This is a genomic window from Flavobacterium sp. HTF (genome assembly GCF_003105115.1).
Taxonomy (GTDB): domain Bacteria; phylum Bacteroidota; class Bacteroidia; order Flavobacteriales; family Flavobacteriaceae; genus Flavobacterium.
In genome coordinates this window covers 34723-57222 of the sequence record NZ_QETH01000003.1, presented here as the reverse complement: position 1 = coordinate 57222, position 22500 = coordinate 34723, and the positions used below count along the sequence as shown (strand labels likewise).

Below are 22500 nucleotides of genomic sequence, written 5' to 3'. Positions count from 1 at the left end.
TGTTGAAAAATAAGAATAAAAAGTAACCCCAAACCTTACATAAATTATGAAAAACAATTACAGATTACGATTAAGTTTATTCGTGTTTTTTGCTTTCAGCAGTTTTGCGATTGCACAGACTTCTTTAGGTTCGAGTAAGACTTTTATGAACAGTTTAAAGAAAGAACTTTCCGTTTCTGCGACTTCAAAAAGTGCAGAAAAAACAGTTCTTCTTGAGGTTTCCAATTCCAAAAAATTCAATGGAAAAATTAATTTTAAAGAATCAAATGCTTCAAGTGAATTTTTAATCGGAGAAATTAAAAATATAGCAGAATCTTCTTTTTTCATCAAAGTAAAAGACAAATCGCTGGAAGGGCATATTCTTTTAAAGAAAACAAGAGAAGCCTACAAGTATTATTCGGATGCTTCAGGAAATGCTTTTGTAGAGAAAGTGGACATTAATACATTGGTTTGTATTGATTACAAAAACCTTCCTTCAAACACAACAAACAAAACGGCAGTTGTTGCAGCTCAAATTGCTCCGGCTTTATTGAACCTGCAAAGTTTACCGGGCGCAGCAGGTTGTGTTATGTTAGATTTTGACGGCTATAATATGCCGGCAGGAAATCTTTGGAATAACGGAAACGCAATCAATGCAGCAGCATCCGGAATGAGCGATGCAGCTGTACAACAACACTGGGAAGTAGTTTCTGAAGATTACAGGCCTTTTAATGTAAATATTACGACAAGCGAGGCTGTTTTTAATTCGTATCCAAGAAACAGAAGAATGCGTGTGGTGGTAACGCCAACCAATACTGCTGCCCCGGGCGCAGGAGGTGTTGCTTACATCGGTTCTTTCAACTGGGATAATGATGTTCCTTGCTGGGTATTTATTACTTCCGGAAAATCAGGCGGTGATGCTTCATCACACGAAATCGGACACACTTTTGACTTAGGTCATGACGGACGTACCAGTCCTGCAGAAGATTATTTTGTTGGTTTAGACGGAACTTCATGGGCGCCAATCATGGGTGCAGGATATTACAGACCTGTTGTACAATGGAGTAAAGGTGAATACAATAATGCCAACAACAAACAGGATGATGTGGCTATTATTGCCAGTACAAAATTTGGAGTAGGGTACCGTGGAGATGATTACGGAAATACTACCGGTTCTGCCGCTACTTTGGATTATAATGGAAGCGGAGCGATTAACCAGAAAAACGGAATCATTTCAAGCGAGGCTGATTATGACTTTTTTACATTTACAACCGGAGGCGGTAATGTTTCTATTAATGCCAACACCGTATCAAGAGACGGAAATCTGCATCTTTTGATAAGATTGTATAATTCGGCAGGCGCAGAAATGGGAACGTATTGGAATTCTGATCCGTTTGCTTTGAATGCTTCTATGAATGTAAACTTACCGGCTGGAAAATATTTTATAGGTGTTGACGGAAACGGGGCAGGAAATGCAGGTTCCGGAGGTTATTCGGCTTATGGTTCTATCGGAAGTTATTCCATTACAGGAACAATTCCGCCGGGAGGAAATATCAGTCCTTCAACAGACGTTATTACGGTTTATAAAGACTGTAATTATACCGGATTTTCAGGTGGTTTGACAATTGGAGATTATAATTTGGCAAGGCTGAATTCTTTAGGAGTTTTAAATGATGATATTTCTTCATTAAGAGTTACTCAGGGGTTTCAGGCGATTTTGTATCAGGATGATAACTTTGGAGGTACTTCAACTGTGATTAATTCTGATAATTCCTGTTTAAACACGACATGGAATGATAAAGTAAGCTCTATTCGTATTATTGCAAACGGAGTGACTACTTTAGGAAACCAGACTTTCTTTTTACAAAACAGAAACAGTGGTTTGAACATGGATGTTTGGAATGCCAGTTTGTCTAACGGAGCCAATATAGCACAGGGAACTGTCAATACGGGAAATAACCAGAAGTTTACTTTTACACATTTGGGAGACGGATTGTACAAAATTATTGCCAACCATAGCGGACAATCTCTGGATGTTAATAATTTCAATAAAGCAAATGGTGCCAATGTAGAGCAATATCCGTATAACGGAACTACAAACCAACAGTTTATTTTGGTATCGGCTGGCGATGGTTTTTATAAAATTGTGGCCCGTCACAGCGGAAGAATTGTTGAGGTAGCCGGAGCAAGCTTAGCCAATGGAGGCAATGTACAACAATGGGACGACAATGGTCAGACTTGCGGACAATGGAAACTAATTGCCACAACGACTTCACAAACATCAACTTTAATACAGGCTGAAGATTACTCAGCAATGAGTGGAATTCAGGTTGAAGCCACTACAGACACCGGAGGAGGTTCTAATGTGGGTTACACTGAAACCGGTGACTGGCTGGCGTATAATAATATCAATTTCCCAACGACGGGTTCTTATCTAATTGAGTATCGTGTTGCAAGCGAAGTAGCAGGAGGAAGGTTATCGTCTGACCTGAATGGTGGAACAATCATTTTAGGAAATGTTGATATACCTAATACAGGAGGCTGGCAAAACTGGCAGACTGTAACACAAACAGTAAGTGTAAATGCGGGCACATATAATTTTGGTATTTACATTCAGAATACCGGAATGAATATTAACTGGATCCGAATTACCAAAGTAGGTGCCGGAGCTCCTGCCACTACAGTTACTGAAGAAGAAACAGCTGCTGTTGCCTTAAACGTTTATCCAAACCCGACTTCAGACGTATTGTTTTTTACAACGGATGTAACGGGCGGAAATGTTAGCGTAATTGATTCTCAAACCGGAAGTTTGGTTGCTGCACAAAAAATAAATGACAATAGTCTAAATGTTTCGGCATTAAGACAGGGAATTTATTTTATTGTTTTTGATAAAGACGGAAAACGTACCGTTAAACGTTTTATCAAGAAATAGGTTTTTTTTGAATAGTAGAAAGGCTGCCGTAACTGGCAGCCTTTTTTGTTTTTACTAACTATTAATTACCCCCAATCTTGTCATTTCGACGGAGGAGAAATCTCCTTAATTAGCTCAATAAAGCAAACCCAATCTTGTCATTCTGAGGAACGAAGAATCTTCGTTGCTAAATGGACAAAGAATGTATTTAGATTAAGGAGTTGCTTGCGGAGATTTCTCCTCCGTCGAAATGACAACTATACGTTTAAAAGCTTTGTGAACTTTGCGTATAACTTTGCGTCTTTGCGGTAAAAAAGAAATAACCAGACAAAGAAAACCTAATCTTGTCATTCTGAGGAACGAAGAATCTTCGTTGCTAAATCGACAAAGAATGACTTTTGATTGCGATTGCGGAGCTACTTGTGAAGATTCTTCGTTCCTCAGAATGACAAGTTTGGGACTTAAATTGTGGAGTTGCTTACGAAGATTCTCTATCGTCGAAATGACAACTATACGTTTAAAAGCTTTGTGAACTTTGCGTATAACTTTGTGTCTTTGCGGTAAAAAAGAAATAATCAGACAAAGCAAACCCAATCTTGTCATTCTGAGGAACGAAGAATCTCCGTTCCTAAATCGACAAAGAATGACTTTTGATTGCGGAGCTGCTTGTGAAGATTCTTCGTTCCTCAGAATGACAAGTTTGAGGATTAAATTGCGGAGCTGCTTACGGAGATTTCTCTTTCGTCGAAATGACAACTATACGTTTAAAAGCTTTGCGAACTTTGCGTATAACTTTGCGTCCTTGCGGTAAAAAAGAAGTAACCAGACAAAGCAAACCCAATCTTGTCATTCTGAGGAAGAATCTTCGTCGTTAAATCGACAAAGAATGACTTTTGATTGCGGAGCTACTTGGAAGATTCTTAGTTCCTCAGAATGACAAGTTTGGGACTTAAATTGTGGACTTGCTTACGAAGATTCTCTATCGTCGAAATGACAACTATACGTTTAAAAGCTTTGTGAACTTTGCGTATAACTTTGCGCCTTTGCGGTAAAAATAAGTAACCAGACAAAGCAAACCCAATCTTGTCATTCTGAGGAACGAAGAATCTTCGTTGCTAAATCGACAAAGAATGACTTTTGATTGTGGAGTTACTTGTGAAGATCCTTCGTTCCTCAGAATGACAAAACTATAAGTTTAAAAACTCTGCAAATTTTTATTTCTAAAATTTCTATAACCAAAAGCAATCAAAAGTAAATTAAAAAATATTAAAGGCAAAAGTGTTTTAGAAAGATTCAATTCCGATGAATCCTCAAAAGTCTCTACTTTAAACTGATCCCATTTTTGCTGATTGACAGCCGCATTATCAAATATTTTTGGATAAAAATGTAAACGTAATTTTTCATGGAAATCTTTTGTTTCTTTTAAAAACGAAAGCTGGTTTCCTAAGTCGGATTTGACAATTTCATTCAGCTGAATCTGTGTATGCAGAGTCGGAATAAACAATGCGATAAACTGACTTACCTTATTTCGTTGTTCCAGTTTTGCCGCCAGTTCATTGGATTGTTTCGCCGAATCATCGTCGCCGGCCTGCTGCATCGCATAATACCAAAGCCAGCTAAATTCGCCTTCCGGCAAAGGATAGCTTTTAAACTGCGGATAATGAGCATAGAACTTATCCATCGTTATCTTTTTGTCCATATCCCATTTTTCGTGATAGGCATTTCTTTGCTTCAGTGTTAATTCCAAAGCTTCGGGAACCGGGTATTTATTGACAATATAAGTATTGATGGTTGCCGGTAAAATGATGATCAGAAACAACCAGACCGTCAATAAAATAACCGCATTGAAATTTGAATTCTTCTGCAGGGAAACGATAAAGAAACAAACTGCAAACCAAAAAAGAATATATAAAATTCCCAATCCGTAAAAGGCAAAAAAAGCTTTATCCAACGGAATATTCAAAAACAAAACGGCTATAAAAAGGATAACCGATAAAAGTCCGGTTAAACTTAAAATACGGATATAGAATAACTTGAGGATGTACAAAAAAGTATTGTCACTTTGCGTAGCCACAATTTTCCATGTTCCGCTTTCTTTTTCCTCCGAAATAATATTATAGGTAAAAGCAATAATTAAAAGCGGAAAAAGATACACCAGCACAAAACTGAAATCAATATTTCCCGACAAAAGATTATTCGGATTGTTCAGTTCCGCATCGTATTTCTGTGCTTCGAGTCCACGAATGTTTACACTCTGAATCGACGGATTTACATCACGCTGACCAATTGCCAGGCTGTTGATCGGGAAGGTTTTATTGACCAAAGAAAACTTTATGTAATAGAGCAGAAGCCCGATTTCATCTTTATGGAACGCTGCATTTCTTGCAATATGTTCCTTTTGGTAAACAGCGGCTTCAGTTATGTTCCGGCTTTGTTTTTCCTGAAACTGCTGACCTATTAACAGGCTTATAAAACCAATTAACAGCAGGAAAATCAAACCAATTTTGGTTCCTTTTGATCGTATGAAATTTTTAAATAATAATGCTAACATATTAAATGGCTTTAAGGTTTTTGGCTGCAATTCTGATTAAGGCAAACAGCAGGCTAATCCATAGGATAATGGAGATAATTGAAATGATTTCGCTTTTTAAAACATCCCAGATTCCTTTTGGTTCATAATGAAATTCGTCTACATCTGCCCAGTGTTCCTTGTCTATTGTGAGCGGTTTATCTGTCGCTCCGGGCTTTTTATTGCTGATGTATTTGATTTGCAAACCATTCATTTTCTGAGCCATATCATAACGATAATCTTCCGCTTGTTTCTGAAAATCGATATACGAATCATAATCGGTATTGGACAATCCCATCGAAAGATTTTTCATGGCGATATACGGATTTAAAAAAGATACGGCTTTTGAAAAACTGTTCTGTTCTTCATAAATCTTCAACAGCTCTTCCAAATGTTTTTTATAAATATTAGAGCTGATTTTTTCGCCTTCGGTCATGATAAAACCAGAATAATTAAAAGGAAGTTTCTGAACCGAATCAACTTTGTAAACCGTTAGTAACGAATCTTTAATTGCCTTATAATGCGGATCATTTGGATTATGGCTGTCGCCCTGTTTTAAAATATCTTTTTCAATATCGCTGTTGAACTGAATTTTAGAAGGAGCTTCATACAAATACGCCCCGATTGCCTGTGTCGTTCGTGGTAAAATGATGGTAAAAACCAACCAGATTCCGATTAAGGAAATCAGCGCTTTCTTGGAAGTTTTGGCTGACGCCGAAATCAAAACGGCAATGATGCAAAAGAATATCAAATAGATAAAATGAAATACAATAAACAACAACATCTTCAGCGTTTCATCAACTGAAATATTGAAGTTTTGCAATGCTAACCAAACCAAAACCAGAATAATAACGGTAGGGATAAAAAGCAGCATTATGACAGAAGCAATGCCCATAATTTTTCCGGTCAAAAGCTGTTTCCAGCTAATTCCCTGGCTCAAAAGCAATTTTAAAGTTCCGTTCTCACGTTCGTAAGCAATCGAATTAAACCCTAAGAAAAAGATTAACAGAGGAAGTAAAACCTGTAATACCATAGCAATACTGATTTCCCCAAAACGAAGCATACTGTTGGAAAAACCTGCTTCAGAAAAATTAGCGGTATTTTGTTTGTGGGCTTCAAGGAAAATAGCATTTCCAAAGAAAGGTTCCATTCCGAATTCAAAAACACTTAGCGATGTGCTTTTGCGAAAAGCAAAGTTTCCGTAATGCGCCATTCGGTGCGGGTTTTTATCCGGATTGTTCAGCCAGTCTTTTCGGGATTCGTGCTGGTATTTTTCGCTGGTTTCGTTTTGATTAGTATAATTTTCCCAACCCGAAAATGCAGCATAAAGCAATAAAATGCCAATGAATATTGTAATAATAAATACGGCCGGATTTTTAAAAACAGATTTTTTAAAATGTCTGGCTATAAGGAATTCTGTATGTAAAAATTTCATATAAATTAAAATTTATAAGTTATGGTTAGCGTAAAATTTCTCGGTGCTCCCGGAAATAACCTCAAATAATTCTGAGCGCCCAGCCAATACGTTTTGTTTAATAAATTACCCCCATTCAAAGCAATTTGCATATTGCTGTTGTTTGGTTTGTAATAAACAGCGGCATCAAAAATGGTAAAATCAGGAAGTGTAAAATCTCTTGTAAACCACGGCACTTTACTGCTTTGGTATTGCATTCCCAATCCAATTCCAAGATCTTTGAGTGCAGAATCGGCTGCAAAGTTGTAGCGTGTCCACAGATTGGCGCTGTTTTTTGGCGTATTCTGTTTTCTTGCACCAATTAAAGAAGCATTCTGATCGTTGGTAATTTTGGCATCGATATAACTGTAAGAAGCATTGATTTGCCAGTCCGGAGTAATATAACCCGCCAGATCACATTCAAAACCACGACTGCGTTCTGCGCCTCTGGTTACCAATAAGTCAGGATTTTCGGGATCATTGGCATTCATCAGAATATTGCGCTGATTGATTTCGTAAACCGCCGCATTAAAACTCATCGAGTTGTCCAGAAAAGTAGCTTTAAGGCCAAATTCTTTCAAATTACTTTCAAGGGGATCAAACAAACTTCCGGCAGGCAAAGTTCCCGTCTGAGGCATTAAAGTCACTGTATTTGATTGTGGCTGATAACCTTCAAGATAAGTGGTATAAACATTTATGGCAGTATTTACTGCATAAGTCACACCGGCACGGGGCAGCAACGCTGATTTCTTAACGGTCAGTTCATTGTTGGTTTTATAATTGGTAATGTCTTCAAACCATTCGTTTCTTAATCCCAATAAAAAGGTAAATTTTTCCCACTGAATCTGATCCTGAATATAAATTGCATTTGTAGTCGTCAAAGCAGATGGCAATGCATTTCTCACATTCAGAACATAATCTTCCGGCGTTCTCATAGCATAAGACGGATTGTTCAGATCAAAGAAACTAACATTTGGTTTTGGTAAAACCACTCCGTCAACGGTTATCGTCTGGTAATTTTCGGCATTAGCCAAAACAAACGAATTCGCTACAGTTCCGTCTTTTAAGAGATACCCTCTCGCGGCATTTTGTCCTCCGCTTTTGTTTTTATTCCAACTGCTTAAATCGTATCCTGTCAGTAATTTATGATTGAGTTTACCCGTTTTGAAATCAAAATTGAAATAAGCGCTCAGATTATCAATATCCCAATATTGCTTACGCTGTACAAACTGCATCATCGCCAGGCTGGTTACCGACTGATTATTCATATCTACGGCAAAACCATTTGTCGTTCTGTGTTCCTGAAGGTCTTCTGTCCAGGTTTGTTTCATATAAGTCGCATTAAATCCAATTTTTGAATTGAATTTATGTGCAAAATTGGTCGTCAGGATCATTTCTTTTGATTTGAAATAATCTCCCGACGCACCCAGATTTAAACTAATCGGCGTCTGGTGTAAATTGGTGACTCCCGCGACCGCTCCAAAAATAGGCTGTCCACGATCCAGAACTCCCGTCATGTCGCTCAGGATTAATTCGGTATTGATCGCAGTTTTTTCATTCGGAATATAACTGAAGGAAGGAGAAATCAGAAAAGATTTATTTCCCACCAGGTCACGGAATGATTTTGCATCCTGATACGCTGCATTTATACGGTAAAGAAGTGTTTTAGATTCGTTTACCGGTCCCGTAAAGTCCAAAGCACCACGCAAAGTACTAAAACTCCCGACACTTAAACTTACTTCTTTCCGATCAACAGCTAAAGGTTTTTTGGTAACCAGATTGATACTTCCGCCCGGATCGACAGACGAAAAAGTAGCACTCGACGGGCCTTTGATAACTTCAACCCGTTCGATATTAGTGGTTAAAGGCTGAAGAAAATAGTACTGACGGGTTCGCATTCCGTTAATAATCTGACCCTCTTCATTCTGACTGATTCCACGAATGGTGTATTGGTTGTAATAACTGGCAGGAATAACCCCGCTGGACATTTTTACGGCATCGGCCAGATAAAATGCGCCTTTGTCGGCAATTAATTCTTTGGTTACTGTTGAAATAGATTGTGGAATATCTTTGTTCAATGAAGCTGTTTTTGTTGCGGCAAAAGAATAATCACTATTGTATTTCTTCGTAGAACGGCCGACAATTTCAACGGTTTGCAATTCATTCAGATTGGTTTCCATTTGTATCGTAAGAAACTCAGAACCCGCCTTAACTTGCTGTGTTTTATATCCCGTAAAACTTATTTCAAGCAATCCGTCGCCTTCAATGCTGAAATTTCCTTCGCGGTCGGTGGTTGTCACTTTACCAGAGCTGACTACTTTTACATTGGCTCCGGCAATAACTTCCTTCGTATTCTGATCTGTGATTTTCCCGTTTATGGTTTGAGATTGCACATAGTTTACGCTAATTATTAAAAAGAATAATGAAAATAAGTGTTTCATTTTTATGATGATGGAAATCATTATTTCCTTTATACAGTTTGTAAATACAGGTTTTCCAGTTCGTTTGCAGAGATTTTGTCGGCTTCGATAATCGTTACCAGGTTACCCTGTTTCATGATTCCGATATGAGTGGCAACTTCCCGTGCCCTGAAAATATCGTGCGTCGCCATCAAAATAGCTGTTCCGTCTGCCGATAATTCTTTCAGGATTTGAGAAAATTCGTTGGAAGCTTTCGGATCAAGACCACTTGTAGGCTCGTCTAATAATAAAACTTTGGCCTGTTTGGCAATTGCAATGGCAATTCCCACTTTTTGGCGCATTCCTTTTGAATAGCCCCCAAGATTCTGATCGTGTGCTGTAACCTGCAAACCTGCCTTGGTCAGGAAATAGGTTAATTCGCCGTCAGAATATTTAAAACCGGCCAGTGACGAAAAGAATTTCAGGTTTTCGATTCCGGTAAGGTTTGGATATAACATTACGGTTTCCGGAATATAAGCAACATGCTTTTTGGTTTCCTGCGCGTTTTCGGTAACCGAAATATCATTTATTTTTAAAGTTCCGCCACTAGGCTGAATAAAGCCTAAAAAAAGATTTATCGTTGTGGTTTTTCCTGCTCCGTTCTGGCCTAAAAGAGCAAAGATTTCCCCTTTTTTTATGGTAAGATTTAAGGCATTCAAAGCGATATGATCGCCATATTTTTTGGTCAGGTTTTCTGCTATAAGCATAAGTATATTGATTTGGATTTATTTGAATTTTAAGAAATTGCGATAGAAAATCTTTCCCGGAGCATAATGCAACGGGCTCTGATTTTTTATTTTAATGGAAAAGTGAGGATAGTCGTCTACTGTTTTTTTTCTGAAATAATTATTTCAGTTTCAATCAAGAAAAGTTTTTTTGTACCTTATTTTGAAATTAAAAAGGGTTCAGATAAACCAACAAAACAGGATTATCCCTTACCTGATTTAAAAAAGGTAAAGATCATTTAAGCTAAAAAAAATGTAGAAAACTATACTAAAACAGGAGGTGCACGAAGAGCAAAAAGGCTGCCTTTAAAAAAAGTGGAATCCGTTTTTGTATAAAAGAATACAAACGAAGTTTCAGTGCTTATTTCATGAAAAAATAAGGGCTTAAAATTAAGCGGTATAAACGTGCTGAATGCAAAATGACAAACGTGACAATTGTTTTCTGCATTGTGGCTGTGCGTAATCTGTTTTTGATTTGCATCATATTTATGATCGCAATGTTTCTCTGTTATCTGCTTATAAATATGGCCGTAAGAATCTACAGTCTGAAACAGCATGGCAAACAATACTGTAAAAGACATTAAAAGATTAATAAGTAGAATTCTTTTCTTCATTTCTGATTTTAAATCAGTTACATATTACAGGAGCACAATTTTTATCTGTAAAAACGCAACTTTGTTGCAAATATATAAATCTAAATGGCAAACTCTTTAGGTTTGATATTATTTTTTCGTGATTTATATTTTATGAATAAGCTATTTGATGAATACCAGTTCCAAAACATCCCATTTTCTTTTACTGTAAATTATTAAGACCTTTGCAGCATTACCAAAAGCACAAAATAAACTGCCATTGTGCAGAAATCCTAAAATGGCTACCTTAAGAGTATGAAAATAATAACTTTAAAAGAGGGGAATTATGTTGTAAATCCGGAAAAGGAATTTACAAGATTTGAAGAGACAACTACACTTCCCGGATTAAAAATGGCGATTCAGCCCTTTTTGATTATTACCCAAAACGATTATATTTTATTGGATTTAGGCTTAGGTTTTAATGAAGATGGAATTCCGTTAATTCATAAAATATTAGAAAGCAATGCTGTTCATCCTGAACAGATTACGAAAGTATTGGTTTCTCATTTGCATAAAGATCACATTGACGGTATCGGTTATTTTGATGGGCCTGATTTTATCGAAAACTTTCCAAATGCTGAGATTTATATACAGGAAAGGGAACTTGATTTTGCTTTGACACATGAGAAAAGTCCTTCATACAATTTAGCAGTTTTGAATCAGTTAAAACATCTTTCAAATATTGTATTTATGAATGACGATGAAGGACAAATTACAGACGAAATTTTTTATGAAGTTTCGGGTGGTCATACACCATACCATCAGATTTTCCGAATCAAAAATGCCGATGAAACAATATTCTATGGCGCAGACGATTTGCCACAAAGATCTTATCTAAAACTTCATGTAGCTTACAAAACAGATTTTAACGGAAAGAAAGCAATGGAATCCAGAAAGAAATGGGAAGTTATGGCGAAAGAAGAAAAATGGAAAATACTTTTATATCACGATATGAAATATCCGGTTTTAGAATTGTAAAACTTAAGTTTTATTGATACAAACGAGTTAAATGCATAACATTTGATTCGTTTTTTGTTTTAAAAATTTCGTTAAGATTCAATTGAGCAGGTTAGTTTAGTATTTTTATTTAGAATGATTAAAAATAATTTGGTTTAAAAGATATTTGAGTTTACTTTTGCCCTGAATTTAAATAACCATTCAAAAAATGAATACAGTAACCATTCAAAAATTTATCTTTAGCTTGTTGTTTCTGAGCTCATTGCAAATGCTGGGTCAGGATGCAGGTAAAATAGTTGGAAAAGTCACTTTAAGCGGAAATGTACCGGCAGATAATATTTCTGTAAGTCTTAAAGGAACAAAATATACGGCTGTTACTAATGAGAGCGGGCAGTATGAAATCAAGAATGTTAAACCGGCTTCTTATACAATACGAGTAAGAGCGGTAGGTGTAAAAGTAGTGGAAGAAACAATTGTTGTTGCTGCTAATCAGACAACCACAAAAAACTTTGCACTTTCTGAAAATCAGGAAGATCTTGATGAAGTTGTGATTACAAAAAACAAGTATAAGCAAGACAAGCCTTCTTTGTCTTTGCGTCTTCAGACTCCGGTATTGGAAATTCCGCAAAACATTCAGATTGTGAGTGGTCAGACTTTAAAAGATCAGCAAATCATCAGTATGAGTGACGGCGTAATCCGTAACGTGAGTGGTGCTGTACGTTTAGAGCACTGGGGAGACATGTACACTAACATTACTATGCGTGGATCTCAGATTCAGGCCTTTCGTAATGGTTTTAATGTAGTTACTTCTTTTTGGGGACCGCTTACAGAAGATATGAGTTTTGTTGACCATATTGAATTTGTAAAAGGTCCGGCAGGATTTATGCTTTCGAGCGGTGATCCAAGCGGACTTTATAATGTGGTTACGAAAAAGCCAACGGGAATTACAAAAGGCGAAGCTACAGTTATGGCAGGAAGCTATGATTTTTACAGAGCAAGTGTTGACCTTGATGGAAAGTTTGATAAAAAGGGGAAATTCTTATACCGTTTTAATGGTTCTTTTCAGAACAAAGGGTCACACAGACCGTTTGAGCACAATGACCGTTACGTAATTGCTCCGGTTCTTTCATATCAGATTGATGATAAAACAAAAGTAACTTTAGAATACAATTTGCAGCATGCTAATATGACTGAAGTGGGTTCTTTCTATATATTTGGCGCCGATGGCGGCGGGTACGCAACCATGCCAAGAAACTTTACAATGACTCAGCCTGGGATTCCGGATACAAAAATGAACGATCACAGTGGATATTTAACATTTGAACATAAGTTTGATGATAACTGGAAACTTACAGCCCAGACCGCTTATTTTAAATATTTACAGGAAGGATACAGTTCATGGCCATCAGCGGTTGGTCCGGGACCGATTTACAAAGATGAAAATAAAATTCCAAGTGAGATATTAGGTACACTTGCCCCAGGTCAGATTATTCGCAATGTTGGTATTTGGGATGCTGAAAGCGATATGTTTTTAGGGCAGATTTTCCTTAACGGAAAATTCAATACGAGTTCTGTATCCCATAAAGTATTGGGTGGTGTTGATTTAGGGAATAAAGAATATTATGCTGATTTTTACCAATCACATGACTTAGATACATACGACAATCCATTTGATGTTAATAATCCAAATTACGGAACTCCGTCAAACGGATTTCCAAGTTTTGACCGTGAGACACCTTTGAAACAAAGATCTTTTGGAGGTATGATTACCAAATATTCTGCAGGATATATTCAGGATGAATTAGGATTTCTTGAGAACAGACTGAGACTTACAGTTGCGGCCAGATATACCTGGATCAGCCAGAACAATTGGGGAGATATACAGGAAGACAGTCATATTACACCACGTGTAGGTCTTAGTTATTCTATCACGCCTAATACTTCGGTTTACGGATTATATGATCAGGCTTTTACGCCTCAGTCGGGTATTACTAAAAATGGAGATGAAGTAAAACCGCTAACAGGTAATAATATAGAATTTGGTATTAAGAGAGACTGGTTTGACGGATCGTGGAGTACGACACTTTCTGCTTACAGAATCATTAAGAATAATGAACTTACATCTGATCCTAGTAATGGGCCAAATGAAGTTTTTAAAGTGATTTTAGGAGAGAAAAGAGCACAAGGAGCTGAGTTTGATGTGAGAGGAAAAATACTTGACGGTCTTAACCTGATTGCAAATTATGCCTTTACAGAATCAATTGTTACCGATTCAAGAATAACTGGTATTCCAGATGGAAGCAGTCTATTTGGTTTTTCAAAACATACGGCAAATGCATGGCTAAATTATACCGTTTCATCTGGTAAACTAAAAGGTTTGGGGGCGTCTCTTGGAGGAACTTACCTTGTAGGCAGACAAACTGATTCATGGGCAGTAGGATTGCAAAAACTTCCGGATTATTTCAAACTTGACGGAGGCCTGTCGTATGAAACAGGAAAAATGAAATTCACAGCAAACGTTTTCAATATTCTGGATAAATACCTTTACAGTGGTTCTTATTATGCGTCATTAAACATTAATACGTACTACTGGCAGACAGAACAGCCAAGAAACTTTAGAGTGGGTGTTACTTACAAATTCTAAACAAAAATATTCTTTTATAAGCCAATTAATTAATTTTCATAAAAAAGGCATACGTTACGTATGCCTTTTTTTGTGCTTTAAATTTAAAAGTAAATTTTTAATTATTATTGTTTTATAATGGATATCGATTTACTGCTCAGGTTATTTTTAAGGAAATAAATCCCTGTTGCCTGATCAGAAATATTAATTACATTTCCGGAACCGTGTTTTATTTTTGTTCCAAGAGAAGAATAAATTGTCCATTCCAGCTCTTTTGATAAATTAAAAATACCTTTTGACGGATTTGGATAAACGGTAATCTTTTTTGATTCTTCATCCGGATTTTCTACACCAAGATTGCAATTATGAACCATATAGGTAATCTCTTTTTTATTGTTTCCTGCTGTATTGGTTACCGTTAAAGAAACTGTTTTGTCGCCTTCGGTACCGTAAATTACAGAATGAGGCCCAATTCCTGTTGTGGTAGCAGGTGTTGCGCCTTCGCCAAAACTCCAGTTATAAGTATCTACAGTTCCTACAGACACTGACGTAAAAGTTACAGCTGTATTCAAACAACCCATTTGTGTATTGACTTCAAAATCAGCAACCGGTGTTACGGCATTTCCTGATAATGTAAACTCAAGTTTATTGACATTAACATCTGCTTCCTCAAAAAATAAGGTAATAACATGAACCCCCTGAGTTAGAGGAATATTCGGAATGGTTAGAGTCTGCCAGTTCTGAAATCCGGTCGTGTTTGGAATATTGACAGAACCTGTCACATTTACATCATCTACTTCGAGATGAACAGTTTTGTTGTTATAAGGTGTTGAAATTCGGAGCTTAATATCATAATTTCCAGTCGAATTTACTTTTGCGGTATATTTCAGCCATTCGTTTTTGGCTACATACGAAATATTAAATCCGCCTTCATTACAGGCTTCAGTTCCTACGCCATCGCCAGGTCTGTAAGCGTTATCTCCGCCACCATTACTGTCAAAATAGGCACTTGGTCCAATATCATAATTTTCTGCTTCTATGATGCCCGGAATCTGGGCAATTATTCCCTCATAAGGGGCACTGGTAAGTGTCGTTTCAGTATAAAATGCCGTATAGGTAATTGTTCCGGTTGCAGGTGCCTGAAAAGTCTGGTTTACAGCGCCGCCCTGGCTCCAGTGATCAAAATCATATCGTTTGTTTCCAACATATTGAGGTGTTGGTGCATTTAGTGTCTGTAATTTAGCATTCGCTACCACTTTTTTGGTAGAAGGAGCTGTAACCGCTTTTTGGTTAAATTCTAAATTTAATAAAGCAGGAGAACTTGTAGCAGTAACATCAACCAGATTCGGATGAACGTCTACAAAAGCAGAAGCTGTCAATCCATCACTATCTGTAACTTTAACCGTAAATCTGTACCAGACATTTGGCGTTTTTTCTCCCTGGTTAGAAGCTACAAAAGTTCCTGAACTTACTCCCTGAGGGCTTGCCCCCGGATGAGAATGTCCTGCTCCGGGAACATCTTCATGAAATAAATCCATACTCCATGAGAAAGCGCTTGCAGGTAATGTTCCGTCTTCTGTATCTGTTGCAGTCGCAGAAAAATTAATGATATCATCTGCATTCCATTTTAATGTTGGGAGAGGAGAAACCAAAGTAACTGCCGGTGCATTGCTAAAAGGAGTTATCGTAAGAGTTGCCGGATTACTGGTCACATTTCCTGCCGTATTGGTCACTACAACTTTGTACGCTCCCGCATCTGCATTGGTAACATTTGGAATCGTATAACTTGCCGCTGTTGCTCCCGGAATATTTACATTATTAAATTGCCATTGGTAACTTAGTCCAACGCCGCTTGCCGTTACATTAAAAGTAACCGGATACGTTTCCATTATCGTTTGCGTTACCGGATGATTTACAATCGTCGGAGCTTCAGTTTCTATATAATTAAGTCTTACTAAAGAACCATTATTTTGGTAAGAACAATAATAAAGGTAGCCGTCATTTCCTAACATCATACCCAAAACATATTGTTGTGGAGCTGTATAAAATATATCAGAAACAGGATCTGCAACATTTGGATCAAAAGATCTTATTTCTGTTCTGACATAATCTTTAATAATAAATTTTCCTTCAAGATTTGGATAACGTGGTGTTGCCGGATTGTATAAAACACCATTTGTCAAAGCATTACCAATACTTCCGGTTGCATAGGTAAATATTGGATTTGTAAATAAGCCGGCATTTTTTTTCCCGTCGCCACCCTGAGGATGCCCCCAAGCGTAATTGCGTATTGTCGGATTGCTGATTTCATTAACTTCTTCCCATGAAGTACCAACATCCAGAACAAATAGTTTATTGGCTTTAGGATTGGCAACCAGTCTCCACGGATTTCTAAATCCATAAACCCAAATACTTTGTCTTTGCACAGATCCGCTTCCGTAATATGGATTTCCGGGAGCAGGCTGACCATCTTCGGTCAGACGCAAAATCTTTCCTTTATAAGTATCTAAATCCTGTGAATTCGTATTTTGCTGACTGTCTCCAACAGTTACATACAAAAATCCGTTAAAGAATTTTAAATCGCCTCCATTATGAAATCCACCGCCAATAGGCTCTAGAAGAAGAATTTCCTGTCTGCTTACGACCTGATTGGCATTGTCAATTTTGACCCTTTCTATTCGGTGCCTGATGACTGTTCCGTCATTTATACTGTAGAATACATAAATATATCCGTTTGTGGCAAAATCAGGATGTAGCGTAAGTCCGAGCAATCCTTGTTCGTTGTCGGTAACTGTTGTAACTGTAAAAACATTGGTTACGGTATTATTTTGGTACACTTTTACAATCCCGCCTCTCTCGGCAATAAATATTCTCCCGTCGGAGGATTGTTCCAAAGAAAGTCCCTCTTTAATAATCGCAGTAGGAGCAAGGTTTTCTGTGATGTACTGGCAATTGGCCTGCCATGAAATAAGTAAAAAGGAAACATAAAGAAATGTTGTCCTTAATGATGATAAAACCGATTTAAAACGTAATTTTTCTTTCATAACTATTTAGTAGGTTGTGATTTGGTATCTCAAATTTAACATATTTTTCCTTATTAAACCCTGCTAGTACATTAAGTTTTTATAATATAATATTGATATTCTATAATTGGCTTACTGGCTGATTTTTTAATTTTAAAATCAATTATTAATAATTAGGATGTAGCATGGAAGATTTTTTTAACGACGTTTACAAGCATTTAGAAGGATATTATTATAGTCTGGTTGATCTGACGCCCAAATTTATACTGGCTGTAGCCGTAATTCTGGTTTCCTGGTTTATCGCAACGAGAATCGGGATATTAGCCGATAAAAGACTAAAAGTCAGAATGCACGATCCTTTACTTGCCAGTTTTATCGCGCGATTGATTAAATCTGTTCTGATTATAATTGGAATGCTTGTAATGTTCCGAATTATCGGATTGAGCGGAGTGGCACAAAGTCTGCTGGCAGGTGCCGGAATCTCTGCTTTCATAGTAGGTTTTGCCCTGAAAGATATTGGAGAAAATTTCCTTGCCGGAATTCTTCTGGCTTTCAAAAGGCCTTTTTCTATTGGTGATATCATTGAAAGCAATGGCGTAAAAGGTGAGGTTCTCACATTAAACCTTCGTGATACTGAAATCAAAAGTGACAGTAAAATTATTTACATCCCAAATGCACTTTTGATAAAAAATACACTTATCAACTACAACAGCAGTGGTTTTCTGTTACAAACTTTTACGGTTGGTCTGGAATATGGCTCTGATTTTAACCACGCGATCGAACTGGTAAAACAAGTTCTGGTCAATAACGACGATGTACTGGATAAAGATCACAACGATTCTGCTTACATTGCGGATATTACCGGCGGAGTTGCCCAGCTCAACATTCGTTACTGGGTAATTACTACAGAAGCAAAATCAAATAATTCAGAAAATCGTTCAAAAATAATTACAGAAGTCCTGAGCACCTTAAAAGAAAACGGATTTGTTGTCAAATAACAACAAATCCATCCTCTCTGTATTTTTATTTATTCATGGCAATGTAATCTGAAGGTGACATCTCAAAATGTTTCAGAAAACTTCTTCCAAAACTGGTTTGTGACTTATAACCAACCATTTCGGCAATTTCATACATTTTGTAATTTTCATTTAAAAGCAGTTCTGCCGCTCTTTTTAAACGTACAATATTAATTAGTTCGTTCGGACTAAGATTCGAAATATCCTTGATTTTTCGGTATAAAGTAGAACGGCTCATATTCATGATTTCTGCCAGTGATTCTACGCTTAAATCCGAATCGGTTATGTTTTTCAGGATTTCTTCATCAAGTTTTTTCAGGAATTTTTCATCGGTTTTATTGTGCGCAATACTTTTGATATGCGAAAGTGGTGAACTCGCATAATATTTCATAATTTGCTTTCTGTTTTCGATAAGATTATTAGCCTGAACTTTTAAATAATCCATAGAAAAAGGTTTTGCTATATAGGCATCGGCACCAACTTCAAGTCCGTCAATTTGCGATTTCAGCGAATTTTTGGCAGTTAGTAAAATTACCGGAATATGACTGGTTTCTAAATTGGTCTTGATTTTTTTGCAAAGCGTAATTCCGTCCATAATCGGCATTTGTATATCGCTGATAACCAGTTGAACATTTTCGTTATGAATGATTTTAAGTGCATTTTCTCCATTGTCAGCTTTCAGGACGGTGTAAGCGGAACCCAATTCTGAAGTAATAAAGCTCAGAAGGTCTTCATTGTCCTCTACAACTAAAATCTGTGTTCTTTCGTCCCTTTTTTCAGTTTCTACTTTTTCTGTTTCCTTCTCATTTGTTTCTTTCTCAGAATCCGTATAAAACATAAACTCTTCTTCCTGGTGCAGAGGAACAGTCAGTTCAAAAACATTCAGTTTCTGGTCTGCAATCAGCTGAAGGCTTCCGTTATGTAATTGTGTCAGCGAATGCGCCAGCGAAAGCCCTATTCCCGTTCCTGAAGCAGCATCTGTATTGTCAACCCTGAAAAAGGGCTCAAAAATTTTATCCTTCAGTTGAAACGGAATCAGTTCACCGTCATTTTTAACCGTCAGGGTTAGTTTTTTTTCATCCCTGAAAAGCGTAATCGAAACCTTTTCTTTTGAATATTTTATCGCATTATTAATTAAATTACTCAGTATTTTCTTGAACGCTTCCTTATCCACAAAAGCAAAAATATCTTTTTCTCCGAGTTCCAGTTCGAACTCAATTTGCCTTTCCTCAATCAACTGACTGAATCTCAAATGTAAATTACGAACCATAGATGAAATATTCGCTTCCACGAAAGTGAGCTTCAAACCGCCAATTTCAGATTTCCTGAAATCCAGTAACTCATTCACTAATTTGAGTAATCGTGACGTGTTTTTCTTCATAATGGAAAGATTCTGCGGTACTTCTGCAGACTGATGTTCCATAATCAGCAATTTCTCCAGCGGACCTTTTATAAGTGTCAGCGGTGTCCTGATCTCATGTGCGACGTTGGTAAAAAAGTCAATTTTGGCCTGATAGATTTCTTTTTCTTTTTCATCGTTCAGGTGTTTTATTTTTCGGTTGTTTTTTATCTGGGTTAAGTTTTGAGAATAACGAATGATATAATAAAACCCGGCGCACATCAGTAAAAAATACAGGATGTAAGCATAAATACTAGCGTAAAACGGCGGTAATATTTTGATCTTAAGCTTAATTTCTTTGCTCCAGATTCCAAAACTATTTAATGATTTTACTTTAAAAACATAATCTCCGGGTGCCAGTTCGGTAAAAAACACTTTGTTGTTTCTTTCCAGATATACCCAGTCATTGTTTACATTTTCAAGCTGATACCAATATTCGGTAAGTTCCGGTGCGGTATAATTTAAAGAAGCAAATTCAAGATTAAAAGACGACTGATTATTATGAAGTTCGAGTTCGTCAATATGTGAAATAGATTGCTTTATAGGCGAATCATTTTCATTGGTATCAATATCCTTATTATTAATTTGAAGATTGGTAATAAAAATGGAAGGCGTGTACTTGTTTTTGGTAAAATTCTTCGGGTTGAAACTGATCATTCCGTTTAAATTTCCAAAATACATATCGCCGTTTGTATCCCTAAAAGCCGAACTGTAATTGAACTGATCGCTCAGTAAACCATTTGCCGTGGTATAAATTTTAATACTTTTATGATCGGGACCAAATTTCACCAGACCTTTAGAAGTCGTAAGCCATAAATTTTTAGATTCATCTTCTAAAATGGAATAAAAAACGTTACTCGGAAAACCATTTTTGGTATTGAACTTCTTAAAAGTCCTTGTTTTTTTATCAAACAGATTCAGGCCATTTTCGGTAGCAAACCATAAGTTTTTATGGCTGTCCTCAAAAATAGAATTGATAGAGTTATTACTGATGCCGTTTGGGTTTTTATAATCATAAATGAAAATTTCTTTTTTTCTGGTTTTAGTATTATAAAAAAACAAACCATCCCTGTAGCTTCCTGCCCAGTAATTACCGTCGCTGTCTTCTTTAAAATTAGTATAATGTGTTGTTTCCGGAAATATTTTCAGGATGTCAAAGTTATCATTCGATTCATTATAGGTGTAAATTCCCAATGTGGTAACCACAAAAAGCTGTTTCTTTTTATTCTCATGAAATGAAAATATGAAATTACTGTGCAGCCCGCTCGAAGGATCATTGGCACTGTAATGCCTTATTACAGCACCCGATTTTCTGTCGAGAATATCCAGGCCATGCTCAAAAGTTCCGACCCAGATTTTGTCTTTTCGGGGCAGCAAGGCATGAATGTTATAATAAGAAACCGAGCCACCATTTCCGTTTGGGGAATAGGAGGTGAATTTTTGTGTTTTTGGATTAAATCTGTTCAGACCCGCATCTTCGGTTCCAATCCATAAGTCGCCCGAATCATCTTTATGGATTTCGCGGACAGCGCTTCCGTTAATGGAATTCTGATTGTTTTGCGGAAAATATTTTTTAAACTGTGTATATTGTTTCTGATGGTAATTGACACCGCCAAAATAAGTTCCGATCCAGATTCCGTTTTCTTTATCAATAGTAATAGAATAGGCCGCATTGTCCGATATTGCATAAGGATCATTATAATTCTTGCGGATATTCAGATTTCTTTTTGTTTTAAGATTATAAACATATACGCCTGATTCGCTGGCAATCCAGAGCTCTTCGTTTCCTTTCTTTTTAAATTGTCGTACAAATACAGGATCTTTTCCGGTGAATTCTAAAGAAGAAGTTATTTTGGTTTTAATATTATACACCATAACACCATGATCCTGAGTTCCTATCAGAATAGTGTCTTTGTCCCAGGCATAAATAACCGTAATCCTGAAATTGGTTTTATTGGATGGCGGATTTAAGGTGATACTTTCAAACGAAAGATTTTCTTCGGAATAATGATATATTTTATTTAAAGAAGAAGCCCAGATTTCGCCTTTCTGATCCCTTGTGATTGAAGTTGTTATAAAATATTTACTTGGGTTAAATGTTTTGGTTTCCTTTTTTACCGGAGCATATTTATAAAGGATATTTCCCGAAATAAACCAGATATTCCCTTTTTTATCATGATTAATATCGTTGATCCTGTCATTGATCGCTTCATTAAAAATTGAAAAATGGTCTTCCTTTTTATCATATTGATACAAACCTTTATCTGTTCCCACCCAAATGGTACCATTATATTGATGCAAAGACTGAATATAGTTGCTGCCTAAACTGTTTATAGGATCGTTTTGACTTCTGTAAGTCTTAAAACGGTAGCCGTCAAACCTGTTCAGACCATCTTTTGTACCAAACCACATAAAACCGTCATCGTCCTGCATGGAAGTCAGGACAGTATTGTTGGACAGTCCTTCTTCAACCTGAAAATGTTTGAAATAATATTCCTGTGCGTGAATAAAATTTTTCGAAAAAATCAGAAAAAATAAAAAAAGAAAGAATTTACGCATTGTTATAAAAATTTAATGTAAAAAAGGGTTTCTTCAAATCGTCTCAATGTTATTCCAAATGTTGCAAAATGACATTAATAGTCATAATTTGATACAATTTGAATCATTTGATATAGATATTGACACAAATGAATCATTTTATTTTGAATTAAAATCATCTACTTTGGATAATCAAATAAATGATATTGATAATTT

At 36.6% G+C, this 22500-nt stretch carries 11 protein-coding genes; 4 read left to right on the top strand and 7 right to left on the bottom strand.

Annotated features, from left to right (window positions below):
* Window positions 1–46 precede the first annotated feature (46 nt).
* Window positions 47–2911 (top strand): RICIN domain-containing protein, encoded by a 2865-nt coding sequence (locus DCO46_RS23170; protein WP_243416231.1) that lies wholly within the window; start codon window positions 47–49, stop codon window positions 2909–2911.
* A gap of 1174 nt (window positions 2912–4085) precedes the next feature.
* Here DCO46_RS23170 and DCO46_RS01620 read toward each other — a convergent pair.
* From DCO46_RS01620 to DCO46_RS01595, 5 genes are all read right to left on the bottom strand, one after another.
* Complete coding sequence (locus DCO46_RS01620) at window positions 4086–5441, bottom strand: DUF3526 domain-containing protein (RefSeq protein ID WP_116750856.1); 1356 nt, start codon at window positions 5439–5441, stop codon at window positions 4086–4088.
* A 1-nt stretch (window position 5442) separates the two neighbouring features.
* Window positions 5443–6894: an ABC transporter permease gene (locus DCO46_RS01615; RefSeq protein WP_116750855.1), complete on the bottom strand. Its 1452-nt coding sequence runs from the start codon at window positions 6892–6894 to the stop codon at window positions 5443–5445.
* Window positions 6895–6899: 5 nt separating this feature from the next.
* The gene (locus tag DCO46_RS01610) at window positions 6900–9353 is read right to left on the bottom strand and encodes a TonB-dependent receptor domain-containing protein (protein WP_116750901.1); all 2454 of its coding nucleotides are present in this window, start codon (window positions 9351–9353) and stop codon (window positions 6900–6902) included.
* Between the two features lie 29 nt (window positions 9354–9382).
* Window positions 9383–10078: an ABC transporter ATP-binding protein gene (locus tag DCO46_RS01605; protein ID WP_116750854.1), complete on the bottom strand. Its 696-nt coding sequence runs from the start codon at window positions 10076–10078 to the stop codon at window positions 9383–9385.
* A gap of 281 nt (window positions 10079–10359) precedes the next feature.
* Window positions 10360–10710, bottom strand: coding sequence for a hypothetical protein (locus tag DCO46_RS01595; RefSeq protein ID WP_243416230.1), 351 nt, complete (start codon window positions 10708–10710; stop codon window positions 10360–10362).
* Between the two features lie 273 nt (window positions 10711–10983).
* On the opposite strand from DCO46_RS01595, the gene DCO46_RS01590 reads away from it, so the two are divergent.
* The gene (locus tag DCO46_RS01590) at window positions 10984–11706 is read left to right on the top strand and encodes an MBL fold metallo-hydrolase (protein WP_116750851.1); all 723 of its coding nucleotides are present in this window, start codon (window positions 10984–10986) and stop codon (window positions 11704–11706) included.
* Window positions 11707–11893: 187 nt separating this feature from the next.
* Window positions 11894–14329, top strand: a complete 2436-nt coding sequence (locus DCO46_RS01585) for a TonB-dependent receptor (RefSeq protein ID WP_116750850.1) — start codon at window positions 11894–11896, stop codon at window positions 14327–14329.
* 104 nt (window positions 14330–14433) lie between these two features.
* On the opposite strand, the gene DCO46_RS01580 is transcribed toward DCO46_RS01585, so the two are convergent.
* Window positions 14434–17352: a PQQ-dependent sugar dehydrogenase gene (locus tag DCO46_RS01580; protein ID WP_116750849.1), complete on the bottom strand. Its 2919-nt coding sequence runs from the start codon at window positions 17350–17352 to the stop codon at window positions 14434–14436.
* A 164-nt stretch (window positions 17353–17516) separates the two neighbouring features.
* Here DCO46_RS01580 and DCO46_RS01575 point away from each other — a divergent pair, with 164 nt between their 5' ends.
* Window positions 17517–18329, top strand: a complete 813-nt coding sequence (locus DCO46_RS01575; protein WP_116750848.1) for a mechanosensitive ion channel family protein — start codon at window positions 17517–17519, stop codon at window positions 18327–18329.
* Between the two features lie 25 nt (window positions 18330–18354).
* On the opposite strand, the gene DCO46_RS01570 is transcribed toward DCO46_RS01575, so the two are convergent.
* Window positions 18355–22305: a two-component regulator propeller domain-containing protein gene (locus DCO46_RS01570; RefSeq protein ID WP_116750847.1), complete on the bottom strand. Its 3951-nt coding sequence runs from the start codon at window positions 22303–22305 to the stop codon at window positions 18355–18357.
* Window positions 22306–22500: the final 195 nt, after the last annotated feature.